Origin of the sequence: Paenibacillus rhizosphaerae (genome assembly GCF_014192015.1) — a bacterium.
Lineage (GTDB): Bacteria > Bacillota > Bacilli > Paenibacillales > Paenibacillaceae > Paenibacillus_AQ > Paenibacillus_AQ rhizosphaerae.
Genome location: NZ_JACHXJ010000012.1, coordinates 1 through 18,383, shown reverse-complemented (window position 1 = coordinate 18,383; position 18,383 = coordinate 1). Strand labels below are relative to the sequence as shown.

Here is an 18,383-nt window from a genome sequence, read left to right as displayed (position 1 = left end):
GCTGGGGGATCGTCGATCAGCCCCAGTTGTTCAAAAAATTTCGCGCAGCGTCCACCACAGTGTTAAAGTCCTTCGCAGGCAGTTTCTTCATAAAATTGAAATGGACACCCTGTGCCTTGGCAGCGAGTACCGCCAGGTAAGCAGGATGGTCCTTTTTAAATGCAGGGAGGAAGTTTCTGCCTTGGTTCATCTCCAAGAAATCACCTTCAAGGGAGATGATGTCGTCACCGGACAGTTTTTCAAAATCGAGGTTAAGTTCCTTATATTCGGTGTCCTCCCAAATAAAAGGCCGGGACAGTTTAACGACCGTCCCGGCTCCTTGTGTTTGCTGCAATTCTTCTTTTTTCGTCTCTTCCATAACCATGTTTTCTCCTCTCTATTAGGCCAAACCAAGGGCTTTTCTGACATCGTAAAGTGCGTCTTTTCCGTTAATTCGGAAAACATAGTTCAACTTATCCAGTTCGAACCAAGCGCTACCATCGATGAAAATTTTCAAGTAAGTCAATTCGACGGAGTTGGAGGTACCAGTGGTCGCATTTTGAGCTAACGTACCAAGATCGATCCCTTTGCTCTGTCCTTTAGCGACGATCTTCACGGCTTTGGTCACGTTACCTTTGCTTACCACATATTCCTGGAATGCCCCTCTAAATTCAAGGGAATTTTCTTCAGGGCCTGCAATTTCGAAGACTCCTTCGTTAATCGTCCGCCAGGCAATCCCAAGTTCCAATGAAGAATAGTGTCCCGGGGAAGGAAGATCAATCTCCCCAAGGATGCCCGCTCCGGATAACGTATCCGTCATTTGCGTAAGCGATGGCAGCGTAATGTCTGCAGTTGCCCGCTCCGTACCGTTCAAAAAGGATCGGAGCCCTACCAGTTTTACCGGGATTTGATTCATATATTATCAGTCCTTTCTTACGCCGCTGTCAGCGAAGCCAGATAAGAAGCATCGTAAGCGACAATAAATTCGATTTCCTGTGCCATTGATGGCGGCGTGACATACACCCGGTAGACCATTTTTCCGTTTCCGAGTTGATCAGATGGATTGTCGGAGGCAAGAAACTCCACCCGGCCGCCAAGCAAGTACCCGGCTCCTACCAAGCCGTTAAGCCAAACGTTGGCATCATCGACAACGGATTCAATCAATTGACGATTAAGCGGATCATCTACTTTCTGCCAAAAACGGAGGATCAGGTTATTTTTGATGTAACCAAACATCCGCCGGACTGGGATAAATGCCCGCTGGGCATCTGTAAACTCGGGATATCCGCCTGTTCGGTTCCCCCATGCCTTAAATCCATCCGGCCAACGGATCGCCGTTACAATCCCGTTTGCATTCAGGATGTTTGCTTGATCAAATGGAATGTTTACTGGAGTGCCATCTTTATAGACCGTACCGTCTGCCGTGATCAGTTTGTTCGATGGGGTTTCAACGGGCACACCGTCGTTTGACTGGTCCGTGGCTACCATGGCCGCCGTGATGAGCGTCGAGGCGTGGTATATGCGGCCCTTGTACGTCATCATCGGGTAGGTGTTCGCCTGCAAAGGATCGGTGTACCCGTTGTCCTCTTTCCAGGTCGCGATGTCCATGTATTTCTGACTCGCATCCAGGTCCGTAACGGCGAATGCCTCAAATAGCCCGTTGATGTTCTTCGCTTTGGCGACCATCAATGCTGCCACCGTCGGATCGTCCGAGAAGCCAGGGGCCACGATCAGGTTCGGCACAAATGATGTTTCCATGAACACGTCCTCGATGAGCTCTAGACCCGTCCGGACACCCGTCTGCGAGTCGGTCCCGCCGATGATCCGTGCAGCATTAATCGCAGAAGGTTTGAGGGCGTCATACCCTACCTGTAGCGACGTCGTGCCAGCCGGGATATCCCCTCCAGCCAGGATGGCAATCACAAGCTTGCCGGCATCGTTGAACGTAAGGGAGAAGTCCTTTCCTGCCACATACTCAGTAGTCCCGTCTTTGACGGTAACCGAGGCTTTCAGGACCCCCTCTTTTTCGATCGTATAAATGCCGTCAGTGAATTCTGCAGCTGCCGGCGCTGTCGCTTCTTTGTCGGTCACATCAAGGACGTTTACGAACGCGACCGGGGATTGCTCATTATTGACGAAATGAGCCTGCGCAGCCTCGCAAAGCGTGAAGGATTTCCAGTCCCATGAAAATCCGAGTTTCTTCTTGAAGTCTTCAAGGTTGTACGTCAGGATCACCTTGTTCACTGCGGCGGCCGGGTCCGCCACCTGGTTGATTGGTGCCGTGCCATAATAAACAGGCAGCGTGTTGGTTTGCACCACCGCTGCCTTAGGGGCGAATGTTTCCGATGCTTTTACACCGTGAAATTCTGCCATGCCTTACACTCCCTTCAGGGACAGGAGGGCGGCGTTCAGAGCCGTTCCTGTCTTCTTGATTTGTTTTTGTGCTTCCTGCAGCTTATCCACCGGAACGAACAACTCCTTGATTTGTGGATAAGCTGTGTATAACGGCTTGAAATACGCCGGGTGCCCGCCGAGAAAGGTCTGGTTCGTCCGGATTCCGACACCGCCTTCACGGAGGGGAGGGCCGATGTATATCAGCTGCTCCCGCTCCGCCGCCGCGGGCACCGTCTGGACCTCAGTATCGGCCGCGACCACGGCCTGCCGCTCTTCCTGCTTCTCTTCGTTCTTCTTAGAACCCATGCTTCCATACCTCCTCTTCAATCGATGGTACTTCCCATGTCGTGGACATGTAGCCCGTCCAGAATGGATCGGCCTGCTCTTCATCAAACCCCATTGAGAGCGGCCGGCTCAGCCGGAAGGACCATCCTTCGTATGTTTCTCGTAATAAAGAGGCCCGCACGTACTCCATGAGATGCAACACATCCATGTACCCGTCGGGACCTGTTCCTTCACAGCCAAATATAAAATCCATCGGGACTGTCCTGTATCCATCCTCGTTATCCTCTGCCGGACCAGTAAAAACGACGATAATGAACGGCCAGCGCTCATCTCGTTCCTCGGGCAGTGTCGACTCAACAGGAGGCGGTATATCCGTTTCCTGCGTCTCTGGGTCATAACCTGGCGTCGCCCGCGCGGGCAGGTCCACTTTGTACACGTTCGGCCGGAGCCGATCCGGTCCAAGGGCCATCTCCTGGGTTATGTCCTGCAGGTATTTCTGCAGCTGATCCATGATCATGCTTGGAGTCACATCTTCAGCCTCCCTAACGTGCGGTCAAGCTCATGCGGCAGGCGCTTCTGCATTTCCTCGCCGTACACCTGCTGCACATGCTCCCGGACCACTTCATTTCCGACCATCGAAGGTACCGCAGGCCCTCGCAGCTCCTTGATCGGCAGGCGCTTCTTTCCGACCCGCTCGAACACGCCAGTATGACTGCCGGCATTCGCGATGAACGCACCCGGAATCGGCTTCTTAGAGCCGCCCCGGTACACCGCTGCTTTCAGGGCTTTGGGCGCCCGCTTGAGCCGTCGTTTCGGGGAAACCGAGAACCGAATCAGGGGTATTGCGTGTCCCTGGGAAGTCATTGTCGCTTTCAGAGCACTGCCGGTCGCCTTCCGGATCCTGATCGTCTCCACGACTTCCTTCTGCTTGACCACATAACGCTCCCGCGTCTTCCGACCGGCTTCTGTCTTGGCCCGCTGCGTGGCCCGGTTGAGGCTGGACAGGACCGCCTGACGGACGGCCTTGTCCATTTGCTTCAATGACCGGTTAACCTGCTTGAAATTGTCCTTGATCTGAAAGAAGTCACTCATGGCCGCGTACCATTCGCCTGCAGGACAATCTTCAGAACACCAGTGTCATTCGACACGCCCATGACCTTATACCGCATAAGGTCCAAATAAAAATTCTGGTCCACCCGAGGGGTATAGGCCAGAATGTGAGGAGCAATATGAACGATTGCGTTATGGGCGGACACGCCGTCAGCACTTTGGATTGGTCTGCCGTCCAGAGTGAACTTCTCGATGATCATCGGGAGCTGCCGGTCTTTCCGGCCGGACTGCTTCTGTTCATCCGTAAAGGTAGAGACCGTGTGAAGCTCGGCGAACTCATTCGTATTCATAAACGTCTGCTTCACATCTTTCGCCATTTGTTCACGAAGATTCATCAGGGATCAGCTCCTTATTCGGCCTCATCCTTCGCTTTCTTCGCGGCAGCTTCTTTGATAGCCTTTGCTTCAGCTTCTGGGTCCTTGATCGCCTTGATTTTAAGCAGGCGGTCAATCTCCTCTTTTTTCATGTCCTTGGGGATTTCCTCCCCGATTGCGATTTTCTTACCGTTATGACGGATGTTCCATTCTGCGATATATGCCATGATTATTTATCCTCCCTTGGATTAAAGAACTTTAGCGACGTACCAGCCATCGACATTTACAGGAACGCAGATCGGACGGGACAGCAATTGAAGTTTCCGGCTTGGCGGCTCAATTTCGTTCAAAACCTGCGGGTAGATCTTAGCCTCGGCAAACACGAAATTACCGTTTTCATCAGCGACCAAGTTCGCTCCGTACAAGAATTCGAACGGTTGACCATCAGGCAGCAAAGCGAGCGTTCCCGCTGGGATATAGCTCACTTCCTTACCGTCCTCATCGGTGTAGGAGTTGGTGTACGACCAGATTTGCAAGTTGGCTTGACGCAGGTAACCGTGATAGACAACGCCCTCTGGCAAGATTTGTTGATTCAGATCGCCCATGTCCAGATTCTCTTTACCGTTCTTGATCAAATCTAGAACTGTTGGGTGACGCACGATGGTTTTAGCCACATCGTATGTGGTGAGAACTCTGCGCATTGTACGTCCACTCTTTGACATTACCTCCTGAACTTTTTCAGTGAGATATCCAATAACGTCGGTCTCTGGGTTGGAGAACAAGTCAGTGCCAGACAGCACTTCAATGTTCGTGAATCCCCAATCGAGAATCTGACTCACGCCCTCGCCGACCTGCTCGGTTTTACCCGTAAACATGATTTCGGAGAGCTGCTGCACTTTACGACGATCGATGGTATCTGTCAGTTCAGACAAATCCTTTACGATCAGTTCCTGATAACGTTCTTCAGGAGACTTAGGGTTCAACAGCGTTTCGCCGGCCTGCTTTACCTTCAGATCGTGGCGTGTGATGACGCGCATCGGCTTCAACAGCGCAGGCGTGTACGTCTTGGAAGTAAATCCAGTACGCAATACAACCTTACCTGGGAGCAATTCGTTCACATATGGGGCCAACGGACGATGGCCCTTTTTGGTTTGGATCTCGACTTCATCTGTCGTGAACGTTTCGCCTTCACTTGCGAATGTGTTCGTCAAGTAATACGAATCTTCAGGGAATGCCTCAACGACCTGGACCAGTGTTGGAATTTCTAAAATTTCGTGATAAGATGCCATGTTTTTTATCCTCCCTTATTTAACAACTCGTTTTGTGATCAGACCGATATTGCGCATAGCAACCTCATGTTGGGCCACTTTATCAGTACCGCCAAACTTGAGTGCATCGCGGTTGAATTCACCATCCAGGTAGGCAGCAGCGCGAGCATCGCCAGTTGTAGCGTCGACAACGGAGTCGGCCAGGATGCAATACGGTGTTTGTGACCCGTCCGTCTTGGTAGAATCAACCGGAACGACGACAGGAGTGCCAGCATACAGATCGGATTCGGGCAGTTGACTTACACGGCCCAAAACGGTGCCACGTGTCACTACACCGGCGCCGGACTTGATGATGATCGCCGTCATTCTCTCGGGCTGTACGCCCCCTGCAAACAATTCGTCAAACGATGGGCTTGTATACTCTGCCATTACTTACGACCTCCATTCTTAGATTTCATTTTTTGGGCCATAGCAATCATGTTTGCCGCCGCATTAACCTTTTGCTCTTCTTTGACAGCATCAGGAGTTTTAGCTTCGATTGCCGCCACGTCATCAACTTTGCTGTCTTCTGCATCAAGTGCGCGGTTTGTAGCTTCTTGGCTGGCGCGCTTCATCGATGCCTCCATAACCTTAAGGGCGACGTCCTGCACGGTACCGCCGTTAGCGATGGCTTCGATTACAAATTGCTCCGCTCCTGGTGCTTTGGCATAGGCTTGCAAAGCAGTAACTCGCTCGCGTTCGGCCGCTTTTGCTTCGCTAGTGATCTGCGCATACAGATCGGGGTGCTTTTCTTCCAACTCGTTCTTATCCATAATTTTTGTTTCCTCCTTGTTCTCAGTAACCGCCTTAATTGAGGCTGGTTTTTCCGGTTCCATAGATGCAGTTGGGGCTCCCGGAAACATGTTTTCTCGGATCAATTTCGACTTGATCTTGTTCATAACTTCACTCGAAAATAATGGAGCTGCTGCAGAAGCAGCCACTTTCTCCGTTTGGGCAAACATAATTTCGTCTGCAAACCCATTTTCAAGTGCTTGCTGAGCATTAAGGAAGGTCTCTACATCCATCAAGGCAAGCAATTCCTCACGGCTTTTCCCTGTCTTGTGTTCGTAGGCATTAACCATTCCCTCGTCAACGCTGTTGAGCATTTGCGAAGTTTGATCAAAGGTGTTTTTGTTTCCCCACGCTCCCGTCGAGGAACGATGCACCATGATTTGTGCCGTAGGAGAAATCATGACCGACTTCGCACCGCACATGGCTACCGAAGCAGCACTTGCAGCAATGGAAACTACCTTTGCAGTCACATTACCGGAATACTCGCGCAGTGCTGTGTAAATTTCAGAGCCCGCCCACACATCACCACCTGGAGAATTGATGTACAATTCAACATCATCGCCATCTGCTTGTGCTAACTGGTCGGAAATCATACGAGGTGTGGTGTGGTCCATTTCGAACCACTCGTAAAGCCAAGCGTCATCACTCGCCACAATGGTCCCATACAGATTAATCCGTTTCGGCATTAGTTTTGTTCACCCCCTTCCTCGTCGTCATTGTCTTCGTCGCCTACATTAGAAGGTTCTGACGGTGTGACCGGGGCAGCCGCCCCTTCAGTCAGACCCAGTTGAGCAAGGCGTGCTTTCTCATAGGCACGCTGCTGAACATTCTGTTCCCACGAACCGCCGTTCAGTTCTGCCGTTTCGCGCTCTGCTGTCGACATGTTGTACTCAATCCGAGTAACAGCGGCGGCGACTTCCTTGGTCGGATCAAGCAATCCCTGAGACGGACCGTGCCATTCCGCTCGAGTGTAGGCAGCAAAAATAGCCGGATCATCAAAGATGCCGGGTGCGTCGATTCTTCCTTTGGATACTGCCTCCACAAACCATTCTTCATAGATCGGCTGGCAGAACGTTTTTGAAAGCCAAGCACGGCGCATGCGATACATTTTCCAAGCTTCCAGCAAGGCGCCACGAGATGCTGAATAGGAACTCGTGAACTGCTTTGTCAGGATCTCATAAGGAAGCTCGAGGGCCGCGGCCATCTGCTTAAGCAAAGCGCGCACGAACGCCTCATAGTTGGGGTTCGGTCTGGTCGGATCGGCAAACTTCACATCCTCGCCAGGATCGGTCCGCATAATAGCTCCTTGCCCGAGTTTAATTTCGTCGCCCGAGGCCCCAGGAGCATTTTCAACGCCATCCAGATCCTCGTCATCCATCCCAATTCCATCGAACGGACTTTCTCCCTCGTCATCAGCTGGTGTCGTAATAAAGACCGTGTACATGGACGTAATCACTGCGGCGGCGAGCTCGGCATTCGTGTACTGGCTGAGCTGCTTCAGCGATTCGATGATTGGAGCGATGACCGGGATGCCCCGGCGTTGTCCTGGCCTTTCCGCCTCAAACAAGTGCAGCACATTTACTCTACCAGTGCGTTTGCCGTATTTTCCAACCCGAACCCACTCGTTCGCCCCGCTCAGGTTGTATCCGCCTGCTCCAGGATGACGGTTGCTGAAGTGGTAAGCGACAACCATCCCATCGGCGTCAACTTCAACCCCGGATTGAATGCGTTCCTTGTCCAAGTTGACCTTATCAGGAGGGGTAGCGCATCTGTCTGCTTCGATCAGGTGGATTTTCAGGTCATACACCGACCAAGGACGAGGCTTGCTCGGCATCAACGCGAAAACATCGCCGCTCATAAGGGTTGAAATGAACGCCAAACCCTGAAGCTCATAGAAATCGTTCAGGCCGGCTGCGTCGCACTTTGTCGTCTCTGCCCACAAGGCCCATTCTCTCTGAATGGAGCTGCGCAGTTTCTCCGCCTGTTCCTTGGTTAACCCCAGGTATGAGGCATCGAAGGCCGGGTTCAGCCGCAAACCGGTTCCCACAATGTTGGTCCGCAACCCTTTGTGAGCTGCAGCGACGATATCCGAACCCATATGCAGATCCCGCGCCCTCTCGCGTAGCTTAGGGACGTTCTGGTGGATGTCGGTATCAGCATCGCCGACAGGGGTTTGCCAGAACAGCATGGACGACTTGGTTGTGCTGGCCCCATGCTTACCGTATCCCCGCCCGTTGCTCCCGGCACTCCCAATAAAGCTGTTCGTCACCTTGCGCACCGCTTGTTGCCTCACAACCTCCGTCCTAGCCTGCTCACGTTTGGCGGCAATACCAGGAGCGAATACATTTAGCGCCTTATCAATGATGTTCATCGGTCAACAGGGTAAAATCCCGACGTTCTGGAACGACGTCTTCCGCCATTCTCATAAGCGTCGACGATACGACCGTATTTTCTTTTCATCATCAGGACCGTGTCCATGTCGGCACGCGTTAACGATCTTCCCGCAATACTATAGGCTTTACCGGTTGCAATGGCATCCTCGGCCTCGTTCCACAATTGGTATTTCGCTTTGGCTTCCTCATAGGATATTCTCGGCATTTTCCCTTTTTCACCTCCTTCATAGGGTCTCAAATACTGCTAGAAACGTTCTTCTTCTTCGGCCTTTTTTGGCGTTTGGCGCCGGTTGCCACACTTCCCGGTTCAGGCAAAGGCAGGTCGAAGTTGGGGTTGATCATCTCAATCGCTGCCCGGTTGTATACCGCCAAATCAAGAGCTTCATTTCGGGCTCTTGTTTGCACCCACGCGGTGTATGGCTTGCCCTCTTTGTACCGAGTGACGAGCTGTTCGGACGTGAGCTGCAGGAAATATTCCTCGTCGTATACAAATGGATCAGGGTTGTCCGGGTGCGGCAGCGGAAAACGGCACGATCCTGGCTTACCTGGTTCCAAACTAAGTGATGAAAACACTGTTGCCTTACCTTCGGATACTCCGACGCGGACCACCGTTGCGCCGACGATGTTGTTGGTGCTGACCCCATTCAATAATGGAGTTTCCTGGCCGTCGCCCCGCTCCTCACCTTTCAGGGCGTATATATTTCGGCCCTGTCTGGGCTTGCAGAACTTGTACACCTTTAACGTGAAGTGGCCGCCGGAGTCAATCAAGGTTCGGACCGGACGGAACGAACGTCCGTCTGCATCCTTCCAGGTACGAGACAGGAATTCATCCAGCTCCTGCCACGGCTGCTGCTGGTTGAGGTCGCCGACGATGACGTGGCGCTGTATCCTCCAGCTGGAGTACCCTTTCCCCCAGCCGACCACGTCAATTTCGAACCGTGTATCTTGGGTATCGACGGCCGCTGTGATGTACCTGACCCCCTCGGGTACCCGGGCTTTGTACATTTCACGGCGGTTCAGCAGTATTTCATGCTCAAGCTTCTGCCCCTCTTCTTCCCACGTTTCTGCCAGCACGGTGTTGATGAAGACCTTTATGGCCTGTTTGCCCTCTTTGTTGGCCTGGATCCACTCCTTGACGGCCATCTTCCAAGTGTAATTGATGGTTGCAGCCAAGGCGCTGAGGTGGAAACCACGGGTTGTGGCATGCTTCTTGCCTGCTATCCACTTGGTTCGGTTCGCATAATCCCTCTTCCATTCATGTTCCTCGTGCATTGCACCGCACTTTTCACATGCATGGGTAACTTCAACGCACTGACTGGTTTCTTCGTCGTATTCGTATTTGATCCGACGCCAGGACAGCGTTTGTAGGTGGTCACAGCTCGGGCACATGAAGTGCAGCCGTTCCTGAGTGCTGTCCTCATAAAGCTTTTCGATTTTCGAATGACCCTTGATCGTTGGTGTCGAGACGAAAATCATCTTCCTGTTGTGGAATGTGGTTGTACGCTTGATTGCAAGGTTCAGCGGATCACCCTCGGTGCCGGCCGACTTCGCAAAGCGGTCAATTTCGTCTGCCAGCAGGATACGGATCGGCTTGGAAGCCAGTGAGGCCGGCGCATTCGAACCGGCTATGTTAATCCGTCCACCGGGAAAGCTCTTATAGTAAATCGTATTGCGGCTATCCCGGCTCTTTCCCTTCCCGAAAAGCCGTGCAAGCTGCGGCGAATCACGGTACATCGGTGTTAATCGGTCGTTGGAGAAGTCCTTTCCCACCCCTAAATCTGGTTGAACCATCATGATCGGGGAGGGGTCATGGCCCGTGTAATATCCAATTACGTTAAGTTGAATTGCCGTTTTCCCGAGTTGGGAGCCCAACATCATGACGACTGCATCGATTTCCGGGTCTGTCACGGCATCCATAATCTCTTTTTGGAATGGGGAACGGCTAGTTCTCCACGGCCCTGGCTCCGCTGAGTCTTCAGGCGACAAAACCCTGTTTTCGTCTGCCCATTCCGATACCTTTATTGGCTTGGGAGGCGCAACGAGTCGAAGCGTATCTTTTAAAAGGATCCTGGTCCGGCGTTTGCTGGCGTTCATGCCCCTTCACCGCCATACGGCGCATCACTCTCTTCGAGTGGGTCATATTTGGACAGCTCGATGAGCGCTTCCGTCAACCTGGACTCAAGTAAGGTTCTGATTTCCTTGGCGTCAGTCATATAAGTGAGCTCCCCGGCGAGTTTCGGAGGAAGAACCATGAGCATTCCACGGAAATTCACGAGCAAATCGCCCCATGCCTCCTGTACATCTTTGGTGGTATGGAGGTTTTTCCGCTTTTCCTCAAGCTCTAGCTGCGCGATTTCCTTTTTGATCTGCTCATGCTGCGCCTTCTCGTCGTTATAGCTGACCTTTCCCTCCTCAGCCACGCCTGTAACGTGCTTGATATAAGCCTGAACAGATTCAGCAAGGTTGTATTTTCCCCGCGATACCTGGGTGAGCACGCCGTCACGCGTCAACTGGCTGATCCACTGCTTGGTTTTGCCTACGATTGCGGCTAATTCGCTCGTTCCTACAATGCCTTCCGGCTTCTTATCTCCTTTCCTCAATTTCGTTCCCCCACTTTCCATTTTTCATCTATATTTTGACGGTGCTCTCAGGCCGATTTTAAGGCTGTTTTTAGGGATGCATAATTAGAAGCGATAAATTACACTCACCAAGCAAAAAGAGCCCTCAACGGGGCTCCTGTTAGGCGACAGACACATATAAAGGGAAAGTAATTTGCAAAATTAAAATCTAGCGGGAAATCGGGGTCGTTCGCACCCGCACTCAATCCGAGACCCCAGAAGGACCCATGACCGAGAATTTGCCACGTATTTGCCCTTGAATTTCCTCTCATGTCTTTTTATTCATCTTCACATCAAAACGCCTACAAGGGCCATTTCTGTCGTTCTTACGGTGTGATGTTAAACACCTCCATAATACGGTCGCCGTAAACTGAACCAATCCCGCCTTTGTCAAACTCCATTGGATTCATAACACCACCCTCTCCTCAAAATAAAAAGCCACTCATATTCGAGTGGCTAATCCATTCCCGTTTATTCACCTGGTCATCTTAACTGTTCTTAATCGCTTGACCCCACATTGGTAATTCTTATTTTGATATCGTCAAAGTCGTCATCGCCAATATAATCATCAAAGCCTATTTCTACTCCATTTTCCAGCACTTTCACTCTTGACTGCACCCATTGTGGCCGAGGCACAGGAAATAGACACCAACCTGTTATCAGGTATTCTGCTTCAATGTCATGGTATCCATGTAACTCTATAGTTTGTTGATTATCCCTGCTATGTTTGACTTTAAATTTATATTTATCCTCAGTATAAATGCAGACTGCCTGCTCAACATCTGCATTAACCGAGAAATGAAGTATTTTTGTTATTCCACTTGGCACTGTTATGGAAAAGCAATTTTCAAGTCGTAAATTTTCTGAAGTAGCTGGAATAGGTAGATTCGATGGCATTTTGGTTCACCCCAATTTTTTTATGGGTAGCATTCGAAAAACATCCACTATTTATTCAACCATAATTTCAAATCGCCTTGGTGCAGCATGCAGGAACGCAATGATATTCCCATTGTTAGTCTTCGGCAGTTTCTCGAAATGATCCCTCACCTCAGCCTCCCATTCCTCAGGGGTAACGCCGTATTCCTTCAGCTGCTCGATCTGTTCATGGATCGCCTGGTATTGCTCTACAGTCACTCTCATGTGCTGTTTTTTCTTCTTCAGACTGAAGTATTTCAGATACGTTTTTACGTATGATTCTTCACTGTTTGTAAAAGTGATGTATTTATTTAATCTTGTATCATTCGTTAGTATTTTATCATTAGTTACTAGCGTTGGATTTTCCACAACTGGAAAACCCGATTCTGGACGTAATGACGGGCTTTCGTATAAATCAAGTTCCCAGGACATGATCTTTCCTCGGGCATCTTTGACTGGATATCGATTCACGTACCCGAGCTGCTCGAGCTCCTTCATGCCGCTGCGGATGCTGTCTTTCTTCTCGGTTGTGTGGTTCATCAGCTCGTCCAGGTAGAACCGAAAATGATCCGGCTTGGTCAGCATGTAGGCGAGCAGGCCGCGGGCTTTGAAGCTCAGGCGCTCATCCTGCAGCATACTGTTGTCGATCCGGGTGAATGGCGGCGGGTGCCGTCCGGTCTTAATCACTCGATGGGTGGTCACAATGAAACAGCCTCATCATCCACTCTTGCTCAATCCCCAACCGCGTTGGTTTGTGTTCCTAAGTTTGCCAAGCGTGGCATTTGTAGTAGTGATCGTGTAATACCACCCTGCCCGAACATAAAACGAATATGGGAGCACTTGGCCTGCAGGCGCTCCAGCAGGAATGGACATATCCAAAATGGTTGTTGTATTTTCCGGGGAGGTGTCTGGTCCTACACTGATCGTAAGGGTCGCAGCTTCAGTGGATGTCGGGTTTAATGTGACGCTGCCTAACATGTGGCCGCCTTTCCCCATTTCATTCTTGTTACGGTTACCCGATGTGGGGACGTAATCTGTGAACGGCTCCCTCACGAATCCTAAATAGCCTCCCTCTGATACATCCCATCCCATCTGCCCGTACCAATTGTCCAGAATACCGATCCCACTTTCGAAATCTCCGTCGATGATAGTGCATTGAGCAGTGTTCCAGTCCCCATTCACCGGATGCTGTGCGTTGGTCGGACTAACACCTCCCAATCCTGGGAGCATGCTTTCGACGTTCACCTGGGGCCGAATCATCGTCACAAAATTCAGTTTGTCCGTCGTGGATTTAAGCCTGTATCCATCCGCAGATCCGCCCTGCATGAGAATGCCGTATGGATGCATTACTACGGTATTCCCATAATGCCATCCACCCGCACTGTCATTGTCAAAGCAAAGGATACCTCCACCATATCCCCTCAAGTTAATGAAAGTGTCATATAGCGGATTCACGATGTGAAATGCATAATGATTTCCATCGTGTCCGGCGACCTTGATGTTTTCCCAAACTGACGAAAACAAACCATGGTCATAGTGATCATCTACAGAAGGAGGTATGGCGTTAATGCCGTGACCGGTATCAACGAACTGCTTGTCGAACAGGATGCCAAAGTTCTTAAGATTAACTGATTGAGCACTGACCGTGATTCTAATAGCGTCTTTCCCCGATGCTGTCATCAATAGGATAGTTCCTTTTAAGAAAGGTTTCGATGATGGTCTATCTGTGTTGTCAAAGGTTTCCCAAGACCCGCCACCGGTAATAGTCAGGGGCTTGTTTATCAATAATGTATCGCTGAATGCGTATATCTTGTTCGGTGATAGGTAAACTTCTTTCCCAGTGGTCTCCGCGACCTGTATGGCTTGCCGTAATCCAGATGTGTCATCATGAACTCCATCACCTTTAGCCCCGAAATCTTCGGGAGAAACAAATGCTTGCTGTAGGGGTTTTGCTGCAATCTCAGCCGCCAACGCCATCGCTATTTTACCCAAATCCATCTACATCGTCACCGCCTTTCCTTTCTTGTTTAGGACAACACGCTTTCGATATTTGCCAGACTCTGCCCGCCGATGAAGTTGAATAACGCCTCCCCGATCAGTGGATTCGCTTTGGTCGGGTGCGGATGAATCGAGTCATTCATCAGGCCGGCCCCGTTCGCTGCCGTATAGTTTCCGATCACCCACCGGGTGTCAAAAATGAGAGCATCAAAGTCCAGGGCGATTTTCAGCATTTTCAGGCGGTAGGTTTCCAGCAGCGTATTCCTCGCGATGTCTGCTGTTTCATTCGGCATGACCAATAGAATGGCCGCGTTTGGATTGGCGGCCCTGACCCATCCAAGGATGGTCCGGATGTCTGCGTCCACGGTGCTCGCCGGGAAGGCAGTGGTGCCGGAGTCGTTCATTCCCGCGTTCAAAATAAAGAGGTCACAGCCGATGCTCTTCAGTACATCCGTATACATTCCGCCATCCAGCTGTGCGACCTGCCGCGTCTGAGTGCCGCCCTGGGCCAGCCGATGTACCCGGATGCCACTGTTCCCGTTCCGCAGGTCGACTCCCATGATTTGAACTGGACCGACAACACTTGATACCTGGGCGATGTTCCCCGTGGTCGCGGGCAACGTGCCGGTATACTCCACAAACTTGGCTGCCTTCTCGCCGTCTGAATTGATGGTCATTAAACCCGAAGCATTCTTCCCGTCGCCCCACTTGAAAGTCCCTCCACCTGGCTGTTGCAGGTACAGAAGCTTGGCCTTGGTGAACCGGTGGATTTTGTCCGTGAAATTGGCGTACCCGCCTGAGCCGGTGAATACCATCGAGAACAGATTGGGGCAATACTTGTCATCCGTCGCCGGGTCGAATGTTGCATTGGTCTTCTGGGTCGCACCAGTTATTCCTAATGTGCCGCCTTCGGCTACGACCGCCGAATTATTGGCCGCCATAAATCCGACCCCGCCGTCGCCCAGTATCTCCTGAAGCTTCGGTCGCAGGAAGTCTATCGGGCTCGTTCCTCCGGCCCCAGCCATTAGCGAATCGATCGCGCACACCACATTAAGCTGCTTCCCTTCCCGCCGCGCATAAGAAACGGCATAAAGCCATTTATTCAGCCCCGTACCCCACAGGTATTTGACCCGCGCCTGATTCGCCATGCTTAGCGCGACTTTTCCCAGGTCCATTTACGTCACCGCCTTGCCCTTGATCGTCACGTTTCCTCCAGCGACGGAGCTGAGGCGTGCCCGGAACGAATAGCCGGCTGGGACTTCTACCTGCCAGCTTTCCGGCGCTCCGTTGCTCCCTCCGGTCGTCTGCGGGCCGTACTTGGTGGGATCAGTCACGTTAAACGCTGTGGTCGGGATAAAGACGCCGCTAGGTCCTGCAATCTCAAACACCACCGTCCGGCTCGTGCTGGTGCCGGTGATTTCATATGTCAGCGTGTAATTGCCGTCCGTCGGTGCGAATGGTTTGCCGTCCCCAGCAGCCGTTGTAGCGTTCTGGAGAGTGACGTCCTGGGCGGTTGCCTTGATCTTCACTCTCTGTACGTCCCCTTCATATGTGTCTGCCGGGTTGACGATCTCACCCGCGCTATTAATTTGCTTGGACTGTGTTGGTGTATCGTAATACGAGCTGCTCATAATGTTGCTCACTCCTTCATCATTTTGTATAGAGACTGACCCAGGAGCTAGTTTTGCGTATGCCTGATATTCAGGGGTGCCCGACTGCTCCAATCTCCGCCGGATCGCCGGCATCAGGTGAATCGGAACTAGCAGCCTTTGCAGCGCTGCAGACACCCGAAGCATGTCGTACACCCTTCCTGGGATTCCATTAAAAAAGACCTGGTTCTGTACCAGGCCATCTTTTGGCAGCGTCGGGCCGATGTATATTGTTTGGTCGCGGATCATGTCGGGCACCTCCTATGTTTTGTTTTGAGTATGTAAAAATTAAAAAAGCCGCTCAGTTGAGCAGCTTTACGATTATTTCTTCTCCTGTTGTGATCTCCAATCCAAGTATTGCTTCAACACCTGATCCCCAGTTGTACCATGCTTTTCAGCAATTTCCCACCAGCCCTTCTGCAAATGAGGTAGGGCTTTATCAAATGGTACATCTTTATATTTTTCTTCTAGCTTAATGCATGCCTCTATGATTTCATTCATTTTAGTTACACCTCCCCTATCATCACGTTTCGACAGTAAGGAAGGGATTTCCTTTTTTTGTGTCGAAGGAACTAGTTCAAAGGGAGGTGAAATGCATGGCAGACAGATACAAACCAGGTCAAAAAACCCCTGAATCCGGTCAGTATGTCGAGAAGGGGCCACGAGGAGGAAAAGTCGGCAACACTGAAATAACGGGTGTACAAAACAAGCCTCTTCCTCCAACAAGTAAACCCGGAAACTCCTGGGAACTTGTTGATAAGACCAAACACAAAAAATAACCGGGGAGTTGAGTGCATGTCTCTTATTTCAACATTTAATTACGGCAATAAAAAGTATGCTGTTGGTGAAGAAAGATTTTCTGTTTTAGACTCAGACGGAAACGAATTAGTGACTTACCGATATGAAGAAACATATGGTGCAAGTGCTGTTCAAGGAAATAACGGTTACTTTGACTGCACTATTTCTTTGTTTAAGGATAATTCGGTTATCATAAAGTTACCCGACACACCGGAGGGGAACCAGTTTTATCTTGAATACCGCAAACAAAAGGACAAGTTCAATTAATTGTAGACCTGGCAGAGTCTGATTTTCTGCCAGGTCTTCAACTCTTACCACAATAATTCTTTTGTGGAAGTCCGCCGGAAGGGAGCTTTCACCACCAATAGAAAAGGCCGGCTCATTGGCCGACCTGGTAAGCAGGGCATTCATGCCCCTGTGGTGTCCTCTTCTCGATTTTCCATGATACAAATATATCACGTCTAAAACCTAATGGTTCACAAGCTTTTCGCAATATTTTCTTATTTTTTTCTTTTAACTAAACTTCTTTTCATCAACCCATTTCAATAAATCGGTAAATTCACTAAAATGCTTCAGTTCTTCATTTTTGATTAGCATATCCACCAAACTTCTGACTAGATTACAAGCATCGTTCAACTCTTCATTACTTATTGAGTGCGATCTTCCATGAGCAATAGCAGACCGCGTGCCATACAGATTCTTAACCATTCTAACAATACCTTTTCTTTCCTCACTACTTTCCTTCAAAACAAAAGCTGAAAATTCTGAAATTTGGTTGGCAATTGATGGGCTAACTAATTCTCCTCTTTTCTGATACGTGAATAAAGACTCTAATGCGAACATGTACTGAATAAATTTGTTTGAATGATCAACATCATTTATTCCTTTCCCAACCCACATAATTGCTGCCAATATTCTCGACTCCATATCAGTTAACCTAACGGCATCAATTTTGTTCCAAATCCATTTTGTTACTTCATTTTCAGTAAAAAAAGGTGTGCTCATATCAATTTGAGAAAAGGGAGCTGATCTTTGTGAATTATTATGAAAAGCACCATCTTCGTGACAAACTGCGTAAGTTTCTTTCCAACTATCCTTTGACTCAATTCGTACATCGAATATTGGATGTTCGCCAATCAGATACTTCATAATAATTTCAAACTGATTAAACTTTTCTTCGCTTAATTCAGCAGCTCTGTCACCACTTCTATTTTCAATGGTAACAGCAATGAAAATATTGGTTAAACTATCGAACATTGTAGTCATATTTATTTCATCGTTCATATAAGCCCGAAGGTGATCCGGTAATTCCTCAATAGTATCACTGTTTGATTTTTCAATTTTATAAAGGGTATATGGTCCAAATTCCAATTTATTACATTCATCCGGAATTGTAGCTCCAAAAAGGGGCTTGAGAACATCCCATTTACGAATCTTGAGATCTAAAATCTCCCTAAAAAAGGCATCATTATCTTTTGGCTCCGGTTTGAACTCCCTGCTTATTAAAAATGAAATCATTCTATCTTGAAACTCTTTATAAGTTAGGTTTGTATAAATTTCATTATTATAATTCCACAATTTTGACATGTATTCGTCATGCAACATTTTATCTGTACTGTGTATATAGAATTTTATACCTGGTCTCGTTATGAAGGTTCCTCCTATATCTTTAGGCGGAGGATCAAATTTTATAGTTCTAACGAGCTCACTAATGACTTCATCTTTATTAATTTTCTCCAAGAATGCTGCCCCCTTGTCATTTGTTTGCAGGACAAGTTTACCATAATTTATAACCAACCTGTTATTTGCGTGCTTCAAACTACACTACATT

General features: G+C 49.6%; 24 protein-coding genes. 2 read left to right on the top strand and 22 right to left on the bottom strand.

What is annotated here, in order from left to right; genetic code table 11:
* Positions 1–16 precede the first annotated feature (16 nt).
* The 21 genes from FHS19_RS33585 to FHS19_RS33485 form a co-directional block, all read right to left on the bottom strand.
* On the bottom strand, positions 17–358 hold the full coding sequence (locus FHS19_RS33585) for a phage tail assembly protein (protein WP_183587682.1): 342 nt from the start codon (positions 356–358) through the stop codon (positions 17–19).
* A gap of 21 nt (positions 359–379) precedes the next feature.
* Positions 380–895, bottom strand: a complete 516-nt coding sequence (locus tag FHS19_RS33580) for a phage major tail tube protein (RefSeq protein ID WP_183587680.1) — start codon at positions 893–895, stop codon at positions 380–382.
* 17 nt (positions 896–912) lie between these two features.
* The gene (locus FHS19_RS33575; protein WP_183587678.1) at positions 913–2,352 is read right to left on the bottom strand and encodes a phage tail sheath family protein; all 1,440 of its coding nucleotides are present in this window, start codon (positions 2,350–2,352) and stop codon (positions 913–915) included.
* Between the two features lie 3 nt (positions 2,353–2,355).
* Complete coding sequence (locus FHS19_RS33570) at positions 2,356–2,679, bottom strand: hypothetical protein (RefSeq protein WP_183587676.1); 324 nt, start codon at positions 2,677–2,679, stop codon at positions 2,356–2,358.
* A complete protein-coding gene (locus FHS19_RS33565) occupies positions 2,669–3,187 on the bottom strand; it encodes a hypothetical protein (protein ID WP_183587674.1) in 519 nt (172 codons plus the stop codon). Before FHS19_RS33565 ends, FHS19_RS33570 begins: the two co-directional genes overlap by 11 nt.
* Positions 3,184–3,750 carry a phage tail protein gene (locus FHS19_RS33560; RefSeq protein WP_183587672.1) on the bottom strand — a complete coding sequence of 189 codons (567 nt, stop codon included), beginning with the start codon at positions 3,748–3,750 and terminating at the stop codon, positions 3,184–3,186. Before FHS19_RS33560 ends, FHS19_RS33565 begins: the two co-directional genes overlap by 4 nt.
* Entirely contained in the window at positions 3,747–4,103 is a 357-nt protein-coding gene (locus FHS19_RS33555) for a hypothetical protein (RefSeq protein WP_183587670.1), read from the bottom strand. The genes FHS19_RS33560 and FHS19_RS33555 overlap by 4 nt, the downstream gene beginning before the upstream one ends.
* 14 nt (positions 4,104–4,117) lie before the next feature.
* Positions 4,118–4,309, bottom strand: a complete 192-nt coding sequence (locus tag FHS19_RS33550) for a hypothetical protein (protein WP_183587669.1) — start codon at positions 4,307–4,309, stop codon at positions 4,118–4,120.
* 21 nt (positions 4,310–4,330) lie between these two features.
* Positions 4,331–5,371, bottom strand: coding sequence for a major capsid protein (locus tag FHS19_RS33545; protein ID WP_183587667.1), 1,041 nt, complete (start codon positions 5,369–5,371; stop codon positions 4,331–4,333).
* 15 nt (positions 5,372–5,386) lie between these two features.
* Positions 5,387–5,779 (bottom strand): head decoration protein, encoded by a 393-nt coding sequence (locus tag FHS19_RS33540; RefSeq protein ID WP_183587665.1) that lies wholly within the window; start codon positions 5,777–5,779, stop codon positions 5,387–5,389.
* Entirely contained in the window at positions 5,779–6,867 is a 1,089-nt protein-coding gene (locus FHS19_RS33535; RefSeq protein ID WP_183587663.1) for a head maturation protease, ClpP-related, read from the bottom strand. Before FHS19_RS33535 ends, FHS19_RS33540 begins: the two co-directional genes overlap by 1 nt.
* Positions 6,867–8,474 carry a phage portal protein gene (locus tag FHS19_RS33530; RefSeq protein ID WP_183587661.1) on the bottom strand — a complete coding sequence of 536 codons (1,608 nt, stop codon included), beginning with the start codon at positions 8,472–8,474 and terminating at the stop codon, positions 6,867–6,869. Before FHS19_RS33530 ends, FHS19_RS33535 begins: the two co-directional genes overlap by 1 nt.
* A gap of 74 nt (positions 8,475–8,548) precedes the next feature.
* Complete coding sequence (locus FHS19_RS33525; RefSeq protein ID WP_183587659.1) at positions 8,549–8,779, bottom strand: DUF6148 family protein; 231 nt, start codon at positions 8,777–8,779, stop codon at positions 8,549–8,551.
* 29 nt (positions 8,780–8,808) lie between these two features.
* A complete protein-coding gene (locus FHS19_RS33520; protein ID WP_183587657.1) occupies positions 8,809–10,668 on the bottom strand; it encodes a phage terminase large subunit family protein in 1,860 nt (619 codons plus the stop codon).
* Entirely contained in the window at positions 10,665–11,174 is a 510-nt protein-coding gene (locus FHS19_RS33515) for a hypothetical protein (RefSeq protein ID WP_183587655.1), read from the bottom strand. The genes FHS19_RS33520 and FHS19_RS33515 overlap by 4 nt, the downstream gene beginning before the upstream one ends.
* A gap of 516 nt (positions 11,175–11,690) precedes the next feature.
* Positions 11,691–12,089 carry a hypothetical protein gene (locus tag FHS19_RS33510; protein WP_183587653.1) on the bottom strand — a complete coding sequence of 133 codons (399 nt, stop codon included), beginning with the start codon at positions 12,087–12,089 and terminating at the stop codon, positions 11,691–11,693.
* 51 nt (positions 12,090–12,140) lie between these two features.
* Positions 12,141–12,809, bottom strand: coding sequence for a helix-turn-helix domain-containing protein (locus FHS19_RS33505; RefSeq protein WP_183587652.1), 669 nt, complete (start codon positions 12,807–12,809; stop codon positions 12,141–12,143).
* 15 nt (positions 12,810–12,824) lie between these two features.
* Positions 12,825–14,105, bottom strand: a complete 1,281-nt coding sequence (locus FHS19_RS33500) for a glycosyl hydrolase family 28-related protein (RefSeq protein WP_183587650.1) — start codon at positions 14,103–14,105, stop codon at positions 12,825–12,827.
* 29 nt (positions 14,106–14,134) lie between these two features.
* The gene (locus tag FHS19_RS33495) at positions 14,135–15,280 is read right to left on the bottom strand and encodes an SGNH/GDSL hydrolase family protein (protein WP_183587648.1); all 1,146 of its coding nucleotides are present in this window, start codon (positions 15,278–15,280) and stop codon (positions 14,135–14,137) included.
* Entirely contained in the window at positions 15,281–16,003 is a 723-nt protein-coding gene (locus FHS19_RS33490; protein ID WP_183587646.1) for a hypothetical protein, read from the bottom strand.
* 72 nt (positions 16,004–16,075) lie between these two features.
* Entirely contained in the window at positions 16,076–16,255 is a 180-nt protein-coding gene (locus tag FHS19_RS33485) for a hypothetical protein (protein ID WP_183587644.1), read from the bottom strand.
* A 95-nt stretch (positions 16,256–16,350) separates the two neighbouring features.
* On the opposite strand from FHS19_RS33485, the gene FHS19_RS33480 reads away from it, so the two are divergent.
* Positions 16,351–16,533, top strand: coding sequence for a YjzC family protein (locus FHS19_RS33480; RefSeq protein ID WP_183587641.1), 183 nt, complete (start codon positions 16,351–16,353; stop codon positions 16,531–16,533).
* Between the two features lie 16 nt (positions 16,534–16,549).
* Positions 16,550–16,819: a hypothetical protein gene (locus FHS19_RS33475; RefSeq protein ID WP_183587639.1), complete on the top strand. Its 270-nt coding sequence runs from the start codon at positions 16,550–16,552 to the stop codon at positions 16,817–16,819.
* Positions 16,820–17,065: 246 nt separating this feature from the next.
* On the opposite strand, the gene FHS19_RS33470 is transcribed toward FHS19_RS33475, so the two are convergent.
* Positions 17,066–18,292, bottom strand: a complete 1,227-nt coding sequence (locus tag FHS19_RS33470; RefSeq protein ID WP_183587637.1) for a HEPN domain-containing protein — start codon at positions 18,290–18,292, stop codon at positions 17,066–17,068.
* Positions 18,293–18,383 lie beyond the last annotated feature (91 nt).